Consider the following 16,661-nt stretch of genomic DNA (forward strand, 5'->3'; position numbering starts at 1 on the left):
ATCAACCCCTGTTCAAGCAGCAAATTGGGGTTATCGGATCAACCTTTCAGGGTCTGCTCGAGCACGTGCAGCTCGTGGTTGCATTCCGGGTTTTTGGTGCGATCGGCGGATATCTTGCGGACCGCGTGCAGCACGGTGGTGTGGTCGCGGCCGCCGAACAGGTCGCCGATTTCCGGCAGGCTCTTTTGCGTCAGCTCCTTGGCCAGGTACATGGCGATCTGGCGCGGCCGGGCGATATTGGCCGGGCGCTTCTTGGAATACATGTCGGCGATTTTGATGTTGAAGAAATCGGCGACGGTCTTCTGGATATTTTCGACGGAGATCTGACGATTTTGGACGGACAAGAGGTCTTTTAGTGCATCTTTGACGACATCGATGGTGATGTCCTTGCCGTGGAAGCGCGAGTAGGCCAGTATCTTGCGCAGCGCGCCTTCGAGCTCGCGCACGTTGGAGCGCAGGTGCTTGGCGACGAAGAAGGCAACGTCGTCGGACAACACCACACCTTCAAGGGTGGCCTTTTTCATCAGGATGGCGACGCGCATCTCGAGCTCGGGCGGCTCGATGGCGACCGTCAGGCCGGAATCGAAGCGCGAAATCAGGCGATCATCCATGCCGCTGATTTCCTTGGGATAGGTGTCGCTGGTGATGATGATCTGCTTTTTGGCGGAGATCAGCGCTTCAAAGGCGTAGAAGAACTCTTCCTGGGTGCGGCTCTTGCCGCCGAAGAATTGGATATCGTCGATCAGCAGCAGGTCGAGCGAGTGGTAATAGCGCTTGAAGTCGTCGAAGCCCTTGCGCTGATACGCCGTGACCACGTCGCGCACGTATTGCTCGGCGTGGATGTAGCGGATCTTGGCGTTGGGATTGTCGGCCAGCACCTGGTTACCGATGGCGTGAATGACGTGGGTCTTGCCGAGGCCGACGCCGCCGTACAGGAACAGCGGGTTATAGGACACGCCGGGGTTGTTGGCGACCTGGGTGGCGGCGGCGCGCGCGAGCTGGTTGGCTTTACCGGTGACGAGGTTGTCGAAGGTCAGCACCGGGTTGATGCGCGACAATTCCTGGCGCGGCGCCACGTGCGGCGGCGGCGCCGGCTGGACCAGGGATTCCTGGATGCCGGTCGGGTAGCCGTCGAGCATGCTGCCGGCGCGGTTAGGTTGACCGGGACCGGCGCCCTGACCCGAGCCCTGCGGTGCAGCGGCTGCAGTGGCAGCGGCGGCGCGGCGGGCTTCACCGACGCGCGGGTCGAGCACGAAGAGGACTTCGATCTGGGTTTCCCAGTATTCCGAGGCGATGGTGGTGATGCGGCTGGCGAACTGGGTCTTGACCCAGTCGAGCTTGAAACGGTTGGGCGCGGCGATGCGCAGGCGGCCATCTTCGTAATCAAGCGGGGCGAGGGGCTTGATCCATGCGCTGAATTGCTGCGGCGTCAACTCTTGCTCCAGCTTTGCGGAGCAAGCTTGCCAGAAATTTTCCATGAATCTTCTTATAAAAAACAGGTGGGATTGCGTGTCGAAGGGCTTGGGCTGGAGGAACTCCGAAGCGCCCGATATCAACACCATAAGGGCGCCATTCTACTCTGACCGGGAAAAGTTATCCACAGGCTGGGCGGTTTTTGACAGAGTAAAAATGTATATCGATAGCCAGCAAAAGCTTTGCCGGATATATCGATGAAGTGCGACATAAAGAGGCAGGCCGGCAATCAAGACGAAACTTGCCGCCTGGATAACTTATTCGACCACGGCGCCGTCGACGAAGACTTTCAACTCGCCCTGGGCGAACTGGGTCCAGGTCTCATTGGTGGTGAGTGGCTGCGTCACGATGACGGCAACACGGTCGTTGGCGGTGGTGAGTTCGGAGAAATCCACCGAGACGTCCTGGTCGGACAAATGCGCCGAGGCGAACGGGTGCTGGCGGATGATGTAGTACAGATTGGTGGAGCAATGCGAAAACAGCGCCGAACCGTCCGACAACAGCATGTTGAACGGGCCATGTCCGGCGATATGGGTCGTAAGTTCGCGCAACACCGGCGTTAATTCAGCCAAAGACGGCAAGGTGTCGCCGAAACGCTTGCGCAGTTCCTGCAGCAGGTAGCAGAACGCCATTTCGCTGTCGGTAGTGCCGACCGGGCGGTATGGGCCGTCGAGCGTAGGGGTGAAATTCTTCAGGTCGCCGTTGTGGGCGAATACCCAGTAACGCCCCCACAGTTCACGCACGAAAGGATGGCAATTGGCCAGCGAGACGCGGCCCTGGGTGGCTTTGCGGATGTGGGCGATGACGTGCTGCGACTTGATCGGGCAGCTTTTGATCAGTTCCGCCACGGGCGAGCTGACCGCCGACTGGTAGTCGACGAAATGGCGCACGCCGGAACCTTCAAAAAACGCGATGCCCCAGCCGTCGCTGTGGTGATCCGTCAAACCGCCGCGGGTTGCAAAACCGGTGAAGCTGAAAACGATGTCGGTGGGCGTGTTGCAATTCATCCCGAGTAACTGGCACATGATGTCGGCGAAGCGGTGAGGCTGGAGTAATAAGTAAGGGGAAAACCAGACCCCTACGTTATCACGCGGACATGGCGCGAGAAAGCCGTTGTCGGGTGAAATCGCGCAAAACCCGGCCGATTTCCGCAAATGATGGGCAAATAAGCGAACGCACATAAAAAAAAGCCCCACGAATTGGGGCTCGTGGGGCTAATCCTTCCTGAAGAGGGAGGAGGAGACGCGGTACGTACTACTTGATCATTACTTCCTGACTTTATTACTTGCGGCGATCAGTTGTCGCGCGCGGCCAGGTTGCGCAGCTCGGCTGCAAAATTCGGTTGGCTGCCGCTGTAGTCGTTGGCCATGCGGTTGAGCATGCGCACGCCGCTGAAACGGTGGGCGGCGACACGTTGCTCGAACGACTTGCGCGGCACGAAGAAGGCGACGACGGCGCGCATGATGCCGGCCAGCAAAGGCTTGAATACCATCAGCAGGGTAACGATCGCGCCCAGGCCCAGCAACGGACGCGTCAGCGCGAGGCTGGCTCCGATCAGTGATTGCGCGACCGGTACGGCGGCTTCTACTGGAAAGGCGATGGCGAGGACGGACATGATATTGATTTCCCTGATATGAAACTGCTTTTGAGCGCGATTGCTCTGTTGTTGCAATGCAGTATAGGTTTTTCAGCACGGGAGTGCCAATTTAGACTGGGGATATCAGATATAGGGATTGTGAATAAGGCACGGGATGCAGTATGCTCAAGGCTTGTGGAGGGGGCTCTCGAACAATCACCGGACTCTGTAGACAAAAAAATCCCCGCAAAGCCGAAGCTTGCGGGGAAATCCTTCCTAAAGAGGGAGGAGGAGACGCCGGACAGATTCCCATGTCGCGCGATCGCTGCGGGCTGGTTAGCCTGCATACGCGCCAGGACGCGGGCCTGAGAAGCTCAGGACTGAAACCGTTGTTGCCCTACAGAAGCGGGGAAATGCGGAAGCGGGGAAATGCGTCGTTACCGGGGGGTTCCGCGCACTACACCGCTGTACTGTAGTGTTGCTGCAAATGCTGTTGCCAGATACTGCTGCCCGATGTTGCCGGGCTGCTGAATCTGATTAGCCGCGCGACGCGATGAAGCGCAGTTCAGCTGCCAGGTTAGGCTGGCTGGATTCGAACTTGTTGGCCAGACGGTTCAGTTGCGAAGCGCCTTCGACCTTGCTGTTGTAGTCAGCGGTCATCAGGGCGGCTTGCGATTCGTGAGCCTGGACGAAGCGGACGAAGATGTTGCGCAGGGCGGCGCCGAGCTTGCTGGAACCGGTTGCAGTGGTCTTCGACGAGTAATTAGCGGTCAATGTAGTCATGATGGACTCCTTGCGAAATGTGTTATGTTGCATTGCAGTGTAATGATGACCGACTGCCTTTACCAATTTCGTTTTCAGATATCAGTTATACCGTTTGTGAATACTAATTTTTTGACCCGGGGTGTTTCTCTTTCCCCTTCTTTGCCATCTTCTTTGCCTTATGGGGCGCGGCTGACATGAGCTTCCTTACTCTCGACCTGAACCTGTTGCGCGTCTTTGACGCCGTGATGACGGAGCAAAACCTGACGCGCGCGGCCAATTTGCTGGCGATGACCCAGCCGGCCGTATCCAACGCGCTGCGTCGCCTGCGCGACACGCTCAATGATGAACTGGTGATCCGCACCGCCCACGGCGTCAAGCCGACGCCGCGCGCCGAAGAACTGTGGCCGACCGTGCGCCGCGCGCTGTCGGAACTGGAAGCGGTGATCACGCCCGAGACCTTCGACGTGACGCGCGCGCAGAACACCTTCCGCATGGCGATGGTCGATGCGACTGCGGCGCTGTGGTTGCCGTCGCTGGTGCGCACCATCATGCGCGACGCGCCGCGCCTGAAAATCCGCATGATGCCGCTGACCACACGCGACCCACGCGCCATGCTGTTGCGCGGCGACGTCGATCTGGCGGTGGGATTTTTTCCGGGTGTGACGGCGCAGCTGGCCGACGGCCAGGGCACGGTCAAGACCCAGATCAGCCACGAACGTCTGTACACCGGCCAATACGTCTGCGTGATGCACAAGAACCATCCGCTGGCCGACAAGGAATTGACGCTCGACAGTTATTGCGCGGCCGATCATTTGCTGGTCAGTCTGTCAGGCAAACCACACGCCGTGATCGACGATGTCCTCTCGAGCATGGGACGCGAACGTAAGATTTTGCTGACGGTGAACCAGTTCTTCACGGCCGGTCGCATCGTCGCCAGTTCGGAGTTGATCACGGTGTTGCCGCGCCATCTGATCGCCGCCACCGGCATGACGGAAGTCCTTGTGGTGAAAGAGCTTCCGTTCAAGACGCCGGAAGAGCATGTGGACATGTTGTGGCACGAACGCGATGCGCGCAATCCGGCACATAAATGGCTGCGCGCACATTTAGTTGCAACAACTCATGACGAATTCGGTCGTATCAACATGAAGCGCTGACATAACCTCATTTTTTCTTGATGCCGTTGGCGCAAATCAATCACTTTTAGGATGATTTATGTCTCGGACATCAAAAATAATCGGGTTCAGTCTCGCCGGCGTAGTCGCACTGATCGCGTTGTTGATCATTCTGATCATCACTTTCGACTGGAATCGCGCACGGCCCTGGATCAACCAGCGCGTCAGCGACGCCACCGGGCGCCACTTCGCGATCCAGGGCGACCTCATCGTCAAATGGCGCAAGCCCGATTCCCCGCAGACCAGCTGGGCCAGATGGATACCATGGCCGCACGTGAGCGCTAACGACATCGTGCTCGGCAATCCCGACTGGGCGCCGGCCAATTCCAACATGGCGACGGTCAAGCAACTTAACGTCACGCTCAATCCCTGGCCACTGTTGCAGCACAAGATTGTGCTGCCCGATCTGGAAGCCCAGGATCCCTACCTGCAATTGCTGCGCAAGAAGGACGCCGTCAACAACTGGACCTTCAAGTCCGACGACGGTCCGTCAACCTGGCAATTCCGTCCCGAAAAAATCGTGATCAGCAAAGGCGTGGTCGAGCTCGACGACGCGATTCAAAAAGCCAAGGCGCGTGCTGAAATCGACACGCTGGATCCCGCCAAGGAAAAAATCTACGGCATCGGCTGGAACGTGAAGGGCTCGTTCAACAAGGCCGACATCAATGGCGAAGGCAAGGCCGGCGGCGTGTTGTCGCTGCAGGATGAGAGCAAGCCGTATCCGCTCGAAGCCGACGTCCGCGTCGGCAAGACACGCATCGCCGTCAAGGGCACGCTGACCAAACCGCAGGAACTGGCCGCGCTCGATCTCCAGCTGAACCTGTCCGGCGACAGCATGGCGCATCTGTTTCCGTTGACCGGCGTGCTGTTGCCGGAAACCCCACCGTTTTCCACCTCCGGCCATCTGATCGGCAAGCTCAATCCGGTGGGCGAAAAGAACGGCAGCACCTGGACCTATGAGAAATTCAAGGGTCAGGTCGGCTCCAGCGACATTGGCGGCACGCTTGAATATCAATCGAAGGAACCGCGTCCGCTGCTCAAGGGCGAAGTGGTGTCGAACCTGCTGCGCTTTGAAGACCTGGGCCCGCTGATCGGCGCCGACTCCAACGCCAGCAAGGAAAAGCGCGGCGCGGAAGAACGCCAGCCGTCTGACAAGGTGTTGCCGGTCAAGGAATTTCAGACCGAGGCCTGGGGCGCGATCGACGCCGACGTCAAACTGACCGCGCATCGCGTGGTCAAGGAAAAGGATTTGCCCATCAACAACATCCAGGCCGACCTGCACCTCAAGGACAAGGTCTTGTCGCTGACGCCGCTCAACTTCGGCATCGCCGGCGGCAACCTGACTTCCACCATGCATCTTGACGGCCGCACGCCGAAGATGAAATCCGACGTCAAGCTGTCGGCGCGCAAGATCAAGATTCAGCAGCTGTTCCCGAATCTCGACGCAGCCCAGACCAGCTTCGGTGAAATCAACGGCGACGCGGCATTGACGGCTACCGGCAATTCGGTGGCGGCGATGCTGGGTTCGTCCAACGGCGAGCTGAAGACGCTGATCAACCACGGCGCCATCAGCAAACTGTTGCTGGAAGAGATGGGCCTTAACATCGGCAACGTGGTGGTGTCCAAACTGTTCGGCGACAAGCAGGTCAAGCTCAACTGCATGGCCGGCGATTTCACCGTCACCAACGGCCTGGCGCAGGCGCGCATGTTCACGCTGGATACCGAAGACGCCATCATCAACATCAGCGGCGACGTCAATCTGGCGCAGGAAAAACTGAACCTGACCATCAATCCGCGCAGCAAGGGCTTGCGCATCATCTCGCTGCGTTCGCCGCTCTACGTGACCGGCCCGTTCAAGGATCCGAATGTCGGCGTCGACAAGGGCGTGCTGGCGTTGAAGGCGGGCGGCGCGGTAGCGCTGGCTGTGCTGGCGCCGGTGGCGGCGATCCTGCCATTGATCAATATCAGCGGTGAACAACAAACTGATTGCGCCAATCTTTTGCAGGAAGTGCAGAAGCCACCGGTTGCGCCACCTGCCGGCAAAACCAGGCCGGAGGCGGCCAAGCGCTAGGTTGCGTTTCTGCAATACGGATTCTTATCAGAACGTCATCCTGTGGATAACTTTGTGAATAAGTTTGGGGCGGATTGGGGACAGATGACGAGTTTTACACAGGCTCGATTTCTGTCCCCGAACTGTTCTTTTGCCATACAAGACTTGCCAAGCGGTTATGAATTTCGCAAGTTGATGATTTGATGCGGGTTTACCGGGTTATCCACAGAAAAGGGTCTGTGTTAACTACTACTACTATTTATATATATAAACATCTATATAAAAACCTGAAACCCCCGAAACCCTGAAAAACCCCATTTCTTTCCAACCGGCTTCAAAAACTTAAAAACCATTCAAAACCCGGATGCGCGAATTTCATTTCAGTGAAAGTGCATCCGGCGCTTCAATGATCAGGTCCGATTCGGCGACCGCAACGCAAGGCAGCATGTAACCCTCGGCTTTTTCTTCCCTGGTCAAACCGGGCCAGTCGATTTGGTAACTGATCTTTCCGCTTTTCAACACACAAAGACAAGTACGGCAGGTGCCATTACGGCAAGAACTTGGCAAACGGATCTGCGCTCGCAAGGCGGCAGTGAGCAGAGAACCTCCCGCTCCGGCTTCAAATTCCAATCCTGAAGGCAGCAAAGAGACCTTGTAGGCATGTGTGGGTACTGGTTCGTCCGTGGGCATTGGAAAAAATCGTCTAGCTCTGAGGGTTGATTGAAGGCCATCCTTGTCGACAGGGTGAATCTGGACGACTACAGACCTGTTGTGTTGGTTTGATTAACAAAATACCAAGAAAAACAGCGATTTTCAGACCATCTGTGGATAAGTCTCTGGATATCTCCTGTGCGGATTGGGGGTAGCTCAATAGTTTTGCACAGCACCGATTTCTATCCACCATCTGTTCTTTTGTCATACAAGACTTGCCAAGCACTTATGAATTTCGCAAGTCGATGATTCGATACAGGTTTACTGAGTTATCCACAGAAAAGCACCTGCGTTAACTACTACTACTATTTATATATATAAACTATTAATTTAAAAACCAAATCACGTCATTTCCGAAAAACTCAAAAAAAATTCCTTTCAGGAAACGACGTGGAAATTAGCTCCAGACGTTCTGCAGCAAAGCGAATACGGCGCTGATCGCAGGTTCGTTCTTGCGTTTCTCCAGCGCAATGAAAGACAGCTCGGTCGACAGGTCCACGGCATCCGCGATCACCAGCCCGTGCGCATGCGCCTGGTTCAGCGCAATCGACTCGCGGGCCAGCGACAGGCCGACGCCTGATTTCACCAGGTCCAGCATCGAGGATTCCTGATCGACCAGCGCGACGGTATTGGGCGTCAGCTTGTATTGCATGAAAACCCGGTTCAGCAGACGGTGATGTGCGGACTCCGGCGGCGTCCAGATCCAGGGAAGCTGCGCCAGCTCCTTCCAGCCCTTGCCGGCGACGCGGTTCTTCCAACCGGCGGGGGCGATGACGTTATAGGTGAACGGCGTCAGGGTGAGGCTGTGGAAGCCCTTGCCGGGCGTTCCGAGGAAGAAGCCGACGTCGAGTTCGCCGCTTTTCAGCAATTGCAGCACCGAGCCAGACATATGGTGTTGAAGACGTGTGGACAATTGCGGATAACGCTCGACCAGCAGCTTGAGGAAGGCGCCGAGGCGGATGAATTCGGGATCGAGTATGGTGCCCAGCGACAAGGTACCGCTCAGGGTGCCCGCGCTGGTGTGCAGGGCGTCGGCGTGCTGGTGGAATTCCTGCAGGGTGTTGAGCACCCGCTCGGCTACCGGCAGCAGCTTGCTGCCCTCGTTGGTCAGCCGCATGCCGGCGCTGGTGCGCACGAACAATTGCAGATTGAGCCGTTCCTGCAGCAACTTGATCTGCAGGCTGACGGCCGGCTGGGTGACATGGAGCCGGTCGGCGGCGCGCGTGAGGTTGCCTTCCTCGGCGACGGCGATAAAAGCGCGTAACTGCGTGAAATCCATGGCTAAATGCGTGGAAAAGAAAAATAGACGGTCGGCAGTCAATCACGGACCGAGCAGGTTTATCAGTTATTTTTATATTGCTGTTGATAATAACTGATTGGATTCCTTTGAATCCACGCGATATTCTCTCAAAACAAGATAAATACGCCATTTTTTACGATCTGACATCACTTCATACCAAAGGGACACTTATGACTGCCGCACCATCCACGATCCAGCATTACATCAACGGCCGTATTTCGCCGTCCGAAAGCGGACGCCAGCAGGACGTCTTCAACCCGGCGACCGGTGAAGTGTCGGGGCAGGTCGTATTGGCCTCGACGGCGGAAGTCAATGCCGCAGTGGCCTCCGCCAGCGCCGCTGCGCCGGCCTGGGCCGAGACTGCGCCGTTGAAGCGCGCCCGCGTGCTGTTCAAGTTCAAGGAGCTGATCGAGCAGCATCATGACGACCTGGCTGCGGCGATCACGCGCGAACACGGCAAGGTGTTTTCGGATGCCAAGGGCGAAGTCACGCGCGGCCTGGAAATTGTCGAGTTCGCCTGTGGCGTGCCGCAATTGCTGAAGACCCAGTTCACCGACAACATCGGCGGCGGCATCGACAACTGGAACCTGCGCCAGCCGCTGGGCGTCACGGCCGGCATCACGCCGTTCAACTTCCCGGTGATGGTGCCGCTGTGGATGGCGCCGATGGCGATCGCCACCGGCAACAGCTTCATCCTCAAGCCGTCCGAACGCGATCCGACGCCATCGCTGATGATGGCCGACCTGTTCAAGCGCGCCGGTTTGCCGGACGGCGTGTTCAACGTGGTGCAGGGCGACAAGGTGGCAGTCGATGCACTGCTGCAGCATCCGGATGTGCAGGCGATTTCCTTCGTCGGTTCGACGCCGATCGCCGAATACATCTACAGCGAAGCGACCAAGCGCGCCGGTACTTTCCCGCTGCGTGCACAAGCGCTGGGCGGCGCCAAGAATCACCTGGTGGTGATGCCGGATGCCAATCTGGAGCAGGCGGTCGATGCGTTGATCGGTGCGGCCTACGGTTCGGCCGGCGAACGCTGCATGGCGATTTCGGTGGCGGTGGCGGTCGGCAGCGTGGCCGACAAGCTGGTGGAAGCGCTGATTCCGCGCGTGAAGGCCTTGAAGATCAAGAACGGCATGGAAGCCGACGCCGAAATGGGTCCGCTGGTCACGGCGGCGCACAAGGCCAAGGTGGAAGGCTACATCGATGACGGCGTCAATGCCGGCGCCAAGCTGTTGGTCGACGGTCGCGGCATCAAGGTCCCGGGTCATGAAAACGGTTTCTACGTCGGCGGCACCTTGTTCGACAACGTCACGCCGGATATGAAGATCTACAAGGAAGAAATTTTCGGACCGGTGCTGTGCGTGGTGCGCGTGCCTGATTTCGCCGAAGCGGTGCGCCTGATCAATGCGCATGAATACGGCAACGGCGTCTCGCTGTTCACCGCCGACGGCAATACCGCGCATGAGTTCTCGCGCCGCATCCAGGTTGGCATGGTCGGCATCAACGTGCCGATTCCGGTGCCGATGGCCTGGCATTCCTTCGGCGGCTGGAAGCGTTCGCTGTTTGGCGACACGCATGCCTACGGCGAAGAGGGCATCAAGTTCTATACCCGATATAAGTCCATCATGCAGCGCTGGTCGGCTACTATCGGCAAGGGCGCGGAATTCACGATGCCGGTGGCGAAGTAATTGCAGCATAAGTCTGCAGCAAGTTTGCAGTAAGTTCGCCGCACCACAATCGACAAAAATAACGGAGACAGGTATATGGAGTCAGCAGGTAAATACGATTACATCATCGTCGGTGGCGGCACGGCTGGTTGCGTGCTGGCCAATCGCCTGAGCAGGGATCGCGACATCAAGGTGTTGCTGATCGAGGCGGGCGCCAAGGATGATTACCTGTGGATCCATATTCCTGTCGGTTACCTGTATTGCATCAACAATCCGCGCACCGACTGGCTGTACCGTACCGAAGCCGACGTCGGCCTCAACGGACGCAGCCTGATTTATCCGCGCGGCAAAGTGCTGGGCGGCTGCTCGTCGATCAACGGCATGATCTACATGCGCGGCCAGGAACGTGACTACAACGAATGGGCGCAGCTGAGTGGTGATGACAGCTGGCGCTGGGACCAGGTGCTGCCGCTGTTCAGAAAGAGTGAAGACCATTACAAGGGCGCCGATGAATTCCACGGCGCCGGCGGTGAATGGCGCGTCGAGAAGCAACGGCTGTCGTGGGAAATCCTCGACGCCTTCCGCGATGCGGCGGCGGAAACCGGCATTCCCAAGATCGACGATTTCAACCGCGGCGACAACGAGGGCAGCTCTTATTTCGACGTCAATCAAAAACGCGGCATCCGCTGGAATGCGTCGAAAGCGTTCTTGAAACCGGCCATGAAAAAAGGCAATCTCGACGTCATGACCGGCTCGCACGTCAAGCGTCTGCGCATTGAGCAAACCGAAAACGGCCCGGTCTGCGTCGGCGTCGAATTCACCGGCGGCGGCAGCGAGTGGTACGCCGAATCGACAAGCGAAACCATCCTCGCCGCCGGCGCGGTGGGTTCGCCGCATATCCTGCAATTGTCCGGCATCGGTTCGGCCGGCTTGCTGCAGCAGCATCAGATTCCGGTGGTGAAGGACCTCGCCGGCGTCGGCGAAAATCTGCAGGACCATCTGCAGATTCGCATGGCGTTCAAAGTGAAGGGCGTGAAGACACTCAACATGATGGCCGGCAACTGGTACGGCAAGATGATGATCGGCGTACAGTACGCCATGTTCCAGAGCGGCCCGATGTCGATGGCGCCGTCGCAGCTGGGCGTGTTCGCCAAATCCGATGCGTCGCAGAGCAGCGCCAATCTCGAGTACCACGTGCAACCTCTGTCGCTGGAAAAATTCGGCGACCCGCTGCATCCTTTCCCGGCTTTCACCGCCAGTGTGTGCAACCTGCGTCCGACATCGCGCGGACATATACGCCTGGGTAGCAACGACGGTGCTTTGGCACCAAAAATCACGCTCAATTACCTGAGCACGGAAGCCGATCGCAAGGTCGCCGCCGACTCGCTCAAACTGACCCGGAAAATTGTTTCGGCGCCGGCGTTGCGAAAGTACCAACCCGACGAATGCAAGCCTGGTGTGGAATACCAGTCTGAGGAAGAGTTATACAAGGCGGCCGGTGAAATCGGCACGACGATTTTCCATCCGGTCGGCACCTGCAAGATGGGCCGCGCCGATGACGCGCAAGCCGTTGTGGACAGCCAGTTGCGCGTGCGCGGCGTGGCCGGACTGCGGGTGGTAGACGCTTCCGTGATGCCTACCATCACATCCGGTAATACCAACTCTCCGACCCTGATGATTGCCGAAAAGGCAGCACAATTGATCCGCGCAGCACGTCGCGGAACGCCTTGAAAGTTGCGCCGAAAATAAAAATTTCGACCTTTCTCCAATACGGTACTTATACGTATTGTAGTAATGGTACGACTCGGCTACTATGCGCCAGATATTAAAAAAATAAGACTCTCGCACGAGAGCCTCACAGGCTCAGATTGCGGCGCCAGAAGCGTAGCGATTTACACAAGGCGGCCCTGCGGACACACGCGGGGTATTCATGGGAAGAATGAGAAGAGACACTATGACAGATGTCATTCTGGAGACAAAAAACCTGACGAAGGAATTCAAGGGTTTTACAGCGGTAAGCAAAGTCAACCTGCAAGTCGAGCGCGGCCACATCCATGCGCTGATCGGCCCGAACGGCGCCGGCAAGACGACGTGCTTCAATCTGCTGACCAAATTCCTGGTGCCGACCTCGGGCCAGATCCTTTTTAATGGCCGCGACATCACGATGGAAGCACCGGCGCAGATTGCGCGCCAGGGCATTATCCGTTCGTTCCAGATTTCGGCGGTGTTTCCGCACCTGAGCGTGATGGAGAATGTGCGCATCGGTTTGCAGCGCACGCTCGGCACGTCCTTCCATTTCTGGAAGAGCAGCGACAGCCTGAAGCAACTCAATGACCGCGCCATGGCCTTGCTCGACGAAGTCGACCTGACCAGTTTCGCCGATACGCTGACGGTCGATTTGCCGTACGGCCGCAAGCGTGCGTTGGAAATCGCCACGACGCTGGCGATGGAACCCGAATTGATGCTGCTGGATGAACCGACCCAGGGCATGGGCCACGAAGACGTCGATCGCGTGACTGCGCTGATCAAGAAGGTCTCGGTCGGCCGCACCATCCTGATGGTGGAACACAACATGAACGTCATCGCTGGCATCTGCGACCGCATCAGCGTGTTGCAGCGCGGCGCCGTGCTGGCTGAAGGCACGTATGACCAGGTATCGAAGAATCCGCAAGTGATGGAAGCCTATATGGGCACCACCGCCGGCGCGCTGGAAGGAGCACACTGATATGAGCACCGCGACATTGCAACAAGGCGGCGCCACATCCGCAGTTGGTGGAACTCCGGCACTGGAGATTTCCGACCTGCAATCCTGGTACGGCGAATCGCACATCCTGCACAACGTCAACCTGTCGGTGAACAAGGGTGAAGTGGTCACGCTGCTGGGCCGCAACGGCGCCGGCCGCACCACCACCTTGCGTTCCATCATGGGTCTGGTGGGCGCACGCAAGGGCTCGATCAAGATCAACGGCAATGAAACCATCGCCATGCCGACCTACAAGATCGCGCATCAGGGCGTCGGTTATTGCCCGGAAGAGCGCGGCATCTTTTCGTCGCTGTCGGCGGAAGAGAATCTGATGCTGCCGCCGTTCGTGTCGAAGACCGACAAGGGCATGTCGATCGACGAGATCTACGACATGTTCCCGAACCTCAAGGAACGCCGCAACAGCCAGGGCACCCGTTTGTCCGGCGGTGAACAGCAGATGCTGGCGGTGGCGCGCATCCTGCGCACGGGCGCACGCCTGTTGCTGCTCGATGAGATTTCCGAAGGCCTGGCGCCGGTGATCGTGCAGGCGCTCGCGCGCATGATCCTGATGCTCAAGGCCAAGGGTTACACGATTGTGATGGTGGAACAGAACTTCCGCTTTGCAGCGCCGCTGGCTGATCGTTTCTATGTGATGGAACACGGCCAGATCGTCGAGTCGTTCGCTTCTTCGGAACTCGAGTCGAAGACGCAGAAGCTCAATGAGCTGCTGGGCGTATAAGCGAGGTTTCGCTAATCAAGCGGTTCAAGCTGTCGCATCATTATTCTGAATTAACAAAGCAGTCATAAAAAGAATGCACCATGGTTTACGGATCATGGTGTGCAGGGCGGTCGCGTGATCATTCATGCGCCTGTTCGTGAAAATCGGCATTACGCACGTATCACAAACGTTACCAGCATCACTGGCGTTATAACAAAAGGAGATGGAAATGAAGTTAAAGGCAATGTCACTCGCCGTGTCGACCGCGGCAGCAGCGTTCGCATTCGCGGCACCGGCTTCGGCGCAAATTTCCGGAGACGTGATCAAGATCGGTTTCATCACCGACATCTCCGGCGTCTATTCGGACATCGACGGCCAGGGCGGCGCAGAAGCGATCAAGTTCGCGATCGCCGACATGGGCGGCTCGATCAACGGCAAGAAAATCGAACTGGTTGTTGCCGATCACCAGAACAAGGCTGACGTCGCCGCCAGCAAGTCGCGCGAATGGTTCGACCAGCAGGGCGTTGACGTCCTGATCGGCGGCACCAACTCCGGCACCGCGCTGGCAATGGCCAAAGTCGCCAACGAAAAGAAAAAGGTCTTCATCGAAAACGGCGCCGGCTCGGCCCGCCTGACCAATGAAGAATGCTCGCCGTACACCGTCCACTACGCCTACGACACCGTCGCGCTGGCCAAGGGCACCGGTTCGGCAGTCGTCAAGCAAGGCGGCAAGAGCTGGTTCTTCCTGACCGCTGACTACGCGTTCGGTCACTCGCTGGAGTCCGACACCAGCAACGTCGTCAAGGCATCCGGCGGCACGGTCGTGGGTTCGGTCAAGCATCCGCTGGGCGCATCCGACTTCTCGTCCTTCCTGCTGCAGGCACAGACTTCCAAGGCGCAGATCATCGGCCTGGCCAACGCCGGCGGCGACTTCATCAATTCGGTGAAGGCAGCCAACGAGTTCGGCATCACCAAGACCGCCAAGCTGGCCGGCCTGCTGGTGTTCATCAACGACGTGCACTCGCTGACGCCGAAGCTGACCCAGGGCATGTACCTGACCGACAGCTGGTACTGGGACACCAACGACGAGACCCGCAAGTTCGCCAAGCGCTACTTCGAAAAGCAAAAGAAGATGCCGTCGAGCCTGCAAGCCGCCGACTACTCTTCCGCGCTGCAGTACCTGCAAGCGGTGAAGGCCGCCGGTTCGGATGACGCCGACAAGGTCATGGCGCAACTGCGCAAGACCAAGTTCAACGACGTGTTCCAGAAGAATGGCTACCTGCGCGCCGATGGCCGCGTGGTCCATGACATGTATCTGTACCAGGTCAAGACACCGGCCGAGTCCAAGTATCCATGGGACTACTACAAGCTGGTCCAGACCATCCCTGCGGAACAAGCCTGGACTACCAAGGCTGAATCCAAGTGCTCGGCCTGGAAATAATCCGCCGGTAATCGACGGGCAATCAACGCACCAAAAGGATCTGTCATTTCTGATTTCTGTTGAAGAATCGGGGATGACAGATTTTTCTTGTTGTATTTGATAAACCGGAAACGCGCGGTTCGCCGCACGGCATCCGGTCAATCGGAATGAATGAGTTTCTATGGAATTATTCGGCATACCCCTGCAAGCCTTGTTGAGCCAGCTGCTGCTGGGCCTCGTGAACGGTTCGTTCTACGCGATGCTGTCGCTGGGACTGGCGGTCATCTTCGGCCTGCTCAACGTGATCAACTTTGCACACGGCACCCTTTACATGCTCGGCGCGTTCGCGGCATGGATAGGCTTGAGCTATTTCAATATCAATTACTGGGCGATGCTGATTCTGGCGCCGCTCATCGTCGGCGCATTCGGCATCGTGATCGAAAAGACCATGCTGCGCTGGCTCTACAAGCTGGACCATCTGTACGGTCTGCTGCTGACCTTCGGCATCACGCTGATGGTGGAAGGCATCTTCCGCTCGATCTACGGCGTCTCCGGCCAGCCTTACTCGGTGCCTGACGCACTGCAAGGCGCGACCAATCTGGGCTTCATGGTCTTGCCGAATTACCGCGCCTGGGTTGTGCTGGCGTCGGTGGTGGTGTGCTTCTCGACCTGGTTTGTGATCGAAAAGACCCGTCTGGGCGCCTACCTGCGCGCCGGCACCGAGAACCCGAAACTGGTGGAAGCCTTCGGCATCAATGTGCCGCTGATGGTTACCCTGACCTACGGCTTCGGCGTGGCGCTGGCGGCATTTGCCGGCGTGCTGGCGGCGCCGGTGATCCAGGTGTCGCCGCTGATGGGCTCCAACCTGATCATCGTGGTGTTCGCGGTGGTGGTGATCGGCGGCATGGGTTCGATTCTCGGCTCCATCGTCACCGGCCTCGGCCTGGGCGTGATAGAAGGCCTGACCCGCGTGTTTTATCCGGAACTGTCGGCAACCGTGGTGTTCATCATCATGGCCATCGTGCTGATGATTCGTCCGGCCGGTCTGTTCGGTAAAGAGAAATAA

Annotated in this window: 14 protein-coding genes; 8 read left to right on the plus strand and 6 right to left on the minus strand. The window is 57.9% G+C overall.

Annotated elements, in window-relative coordinates; genetic code table 11:
* Window positions 1-38: 38 nt before the first annotated feature.
* The 4 genes from dnaA to E4P32_RS22605 all read right to left on the minus strand — a co-directional run bounded on the left by dnaA (window position 39) and on the right by E4P32_RS22605 (window position 3,832).
* Window positions 39-1,478, minus strand: coding sequence for a chromosomal replication initiator protein DnaA (dnaA, locus tag E4P32_RS22590; RefSeq protein WP_116436154.1), 1,440 nt, complete (start codon window positions 1,476-1,478; stop codon window positions 39-41).
* A 252-nt stretch (window positions 1,479-1,730) separates the two neighbouring features.
* The gene (locus tag E4P32_RS22595; RefSeq protein WP_116436156.1) at window positions 1,731-2,498 is read right to left on the minus strand and encodes a class II glutamine amidotransferase; all 768 of its coding nucleotides are present in this window, start codon (window positions 2,496-2,498) and stop codon (window positions 1,731-1,733) included.
* Between the two features lie 269 nt (window positions 2,499-2,767).
* A complete protein-coding gene (locus E4P32_RS22600) occupies window positions 2,768-3,088 on the minus strand; it encodes a hypothetical protein (RefSeq protein WP_116436157.1) in 321 nt (106 codons plus the stop codon).
* A 498-nt stretch (window positions 3,089-3,586) separates the two neighbouring features.
* Window positions 3,587-3,832: a hypothetical protein gene (locus tag E4P32_RS22605; RefSeq protein WP_016836184.1), complete on the minus strand. Its 246-nt coding sequence runs from the start codon at window positions 3,830-3,832 to the stop codon at window positions 3,587-3,589.
* Between the two features lie 176 nt (window positions 3,833-4,008).
* On the opposite strand from E4P32_RS22605, the gene E4P32_RS22610 reads away from it, so the two are divergent.
* Both E4P32_RS22610 and E4P32_RS22615 read left to right on the plus strand, forming a co-directional pair.
* The gene (locus E4P32_RS22610; RefSeq protein ID WP_116436159.1) at window positions 4,009-4,968 is read left to right on the plus strand and encodes a LysR family transcriptional regulator; all 960 of its coding nucleotides are present in this window, start codon (window positions 4,009-4,011) and stop codon (window positions 4,966-4,968) included.
* A 58-nt stretch (window positions 4,969-5,026) separates the two neighbouring features.
* Entirely contained in the window at window positions 5,027-7,057 is a 2,031-nt protein-coding gene (locus tag E4P32_RS22615) for an AsmA family protein (RefSeq protein WP_116436160.1), read from the plus strand.
* A gap of 354 nt (window positions 7,058-7,411) precedes the next feature.
* Here E4P32_RS22615 and E4P32_RS22620 read toward each other — a convergent pair whose 3' ends face one another.
* Both E4P32_RS22620 and E4P32_RS22625 read right to left on the minus strand, forming a co-directional pair.
* Window positions 7,412-7,726 carry a 2Fe-2S iron-sulfur cluster-binding protein gene (locus E4P32_RS22620; RefSeq protein ID WP_116436161.1) on the minus strand — a complete coding sequence of 105 codons (315 nt, stop codon included), beginning with the start codon at window positions 7,724-7,726 and terminating at the stop codon, window positions 7,412-7,414.
* 418 nt (window positions 7,727-8,144) lie between these two features.
* Window positions 8,145-9,026, minus strand: a complete 882-nt coding sequence (locus E4P32_RS22625) for a LysR family transcriptional regulator (RefSeq protein ID WP_116436162.1) — start codon at window positions 9,024-9,026, stop codon at window positions 8,145-8,147.
* A gap of 191 nt (window positions 9,027-9,217) precedes the next feature.
* Here E4P32_RS22625 and E4P32_RS22630 point away from each other — a divergent pair, with 191 nt between their 5' ends.
* The 6 genes from E4P32_RS22630 (at window position 9,218) to E4P32_RS22655 (ending at window position 16,661) form a co-directional block, all read left to right on the plus strand.
* Complete coding sequence (locus tag E4P32_RS22630) at window positions 9,218-10,735, plus strand: CoA-acylating methylmalonate-semialdehyde dehydrogenase (protein WP_116436163.1); 1,518 nt, start codon at window positions 9,218-9,220, stop codon at window positions 10,733-10,735.
* Between the two features lie 75 nt (window positions 10,736-10,810).
* Complete coding sequence (locus E4P32_RS22635; RefSeq protein ID WP_116436164.1) at window positions 10,811-12,445, plus strand: GMC family oxidoreductase; 1,635 nt, start codon at window positions 10,811-10,813, stop codon at window positions 12,443-12,445.
* A 223-nt stretch (window positions 12,446-12,668) separates the two neighbouring features.
* A complete protein-coding gene (locus E4P32_RS22640) occupies window positions 12,669-13,439 on the plus strand; it encodes an ABC transporter ATP-binding protein (protein ID WP_116436165.1) in 771 nt (256 codons plus the stop codon).
* Window position 13,440: 1 nt separating this feature from the next.
* Window positions 13,441-14,196, plus strand: a complete 756-nt coding sequence (locus tag E4P32_RS22645; RefSeq protein ID WP_116436166.1) for an ABC transporter ATP-binding protein — start codon at window positions 13,441-13,443, stop codon at window positions 14,194-14,196.
* A 208-nt stretch (window positions 14,197-14,404) separates the two neighbouring features.
* A complete protein-coding gene (locus E4P32_RS22650) occupies window positions 14,405-15,616 on the plus strand; it encodes an ABC transporter substrate-binding protein (RefSeq protein ID WP_116436167.1) in 1,212 nt (403 codons plus the stop codon).
* A 160-nt stretch (window positions 15,617-15,776) separates the two neighbouring features.
* A complete protein-coding gene (locus E4P32_RS22655) occupies window positions 15,777-16,661 on the plus strand; it encodes a branched-chain amino acid ABC transporter permease (protein ID WP_116436168.1) in 885 nt (294 codons plus the stop codon).

This window comes from Herbaspirillum sp. 3R11 (assembly GCF_004563925.1).
Classification (GTDB): domain Bacteria; phylum Pseudomonadota; class Gammaproteobacteria; order Burkholderiales; family Burkholderiaceae_D; genus Herbaspirillum.

Coding starts and splice junctions, on each gene's coding strand:
- dnaA (WP_116436154.1), bottom strand. CDS start 1,478: ATGGAAAATTTCTGGCAAGCTTGCTCCGCAAAGCTGGAGCAAGAGTTG.
- E4P32_RS22595 (WP_116436156.1), bottom strand. CDS start 2,498: ATGTGCCAGTTACTCGGGATGAATTGCAACACGCCCACCGACATCGTT.
- E4P32_RS22600 (WP_116436157.1), bottom strand. CDS start 3,088: ATGTCCGTCCTCGCCATCGCCTTTCCAGTAGAAGCCGCCGTACCGGTC.
- E4P32_RS22605 (WP_016836184.1), bottom strand. CDS start 3,832: ATGACTACATTGACCGCTAATTACTCGTCGAAGACCACTGCAACCGGT.
- E4P32_RS22610 (WP_116436159.1), top strand. CDS start 4,009: ATGAGCTTCCTTACTCTCGACCTGAACCTGTTGCGCGTCTTTGACGCC.
- E4P32_RS22615 (WP_116436160.1), top strand. CDS start 5,027: ATGTCTCGGACATCAAAAATAATCGGGTTCAGTCTCGCCGGCGTAGTC.
- E4P32_RS22620 (WP_116436161.1), bottom strand. CDS start 7,726: ATGCCCACGGACGAACCAGTACCCACACATGCCTACAAGGTCTCTTTG.
- E4P32_RS22625 (WP_116436162.1), bottom strand. CDS start 9,026: ATGGATTTCACGCAGTTACGCGCTTTTATCGCCGTCGCCGAGGAAGGC.
- E4P32_RS22630 (WP_116436163.1), top strand. CDS start 9,218: ATGACTGCCGCACCATCCACGATCCAGCATTACATCAACGGCCGTATT.
- E4P32_RS22635 (WP_116436164.1), top strand. CDS start 10,811: ATGGAGTCAGCAGGTAAATACGATTACATCATCGTCGGTGGCGGCACG.
- E4P32_RS22640 (WP_116436165.1), top strand. CDS start 12,669: ATGACAGATGTCATTCTGGAGACAAAAAACCTGACGAAGGAATTCAAG.
- E4P32_RS22645 (WP_116436166.1), top strand. CDS start 13,441: ATGAGCACCGCGACATTGCAACAAGGCGGCGCCACATCCGCAGTTGGT.
- E4P32_RS22650 (WP_116436167.1), top strand. CDS start 14,405: ATGAAGTTAAAGGCAATGTCACTCGCCGTGTCGACCGCGGCAGCAGCG.
- E4P32_RS22655 (WP_116436168.1), top strand. CDS start 15,777: ATGGAATTATTCGGCATACCCCTGCAAGCCTTGTTGAGCCAGCTGCTG.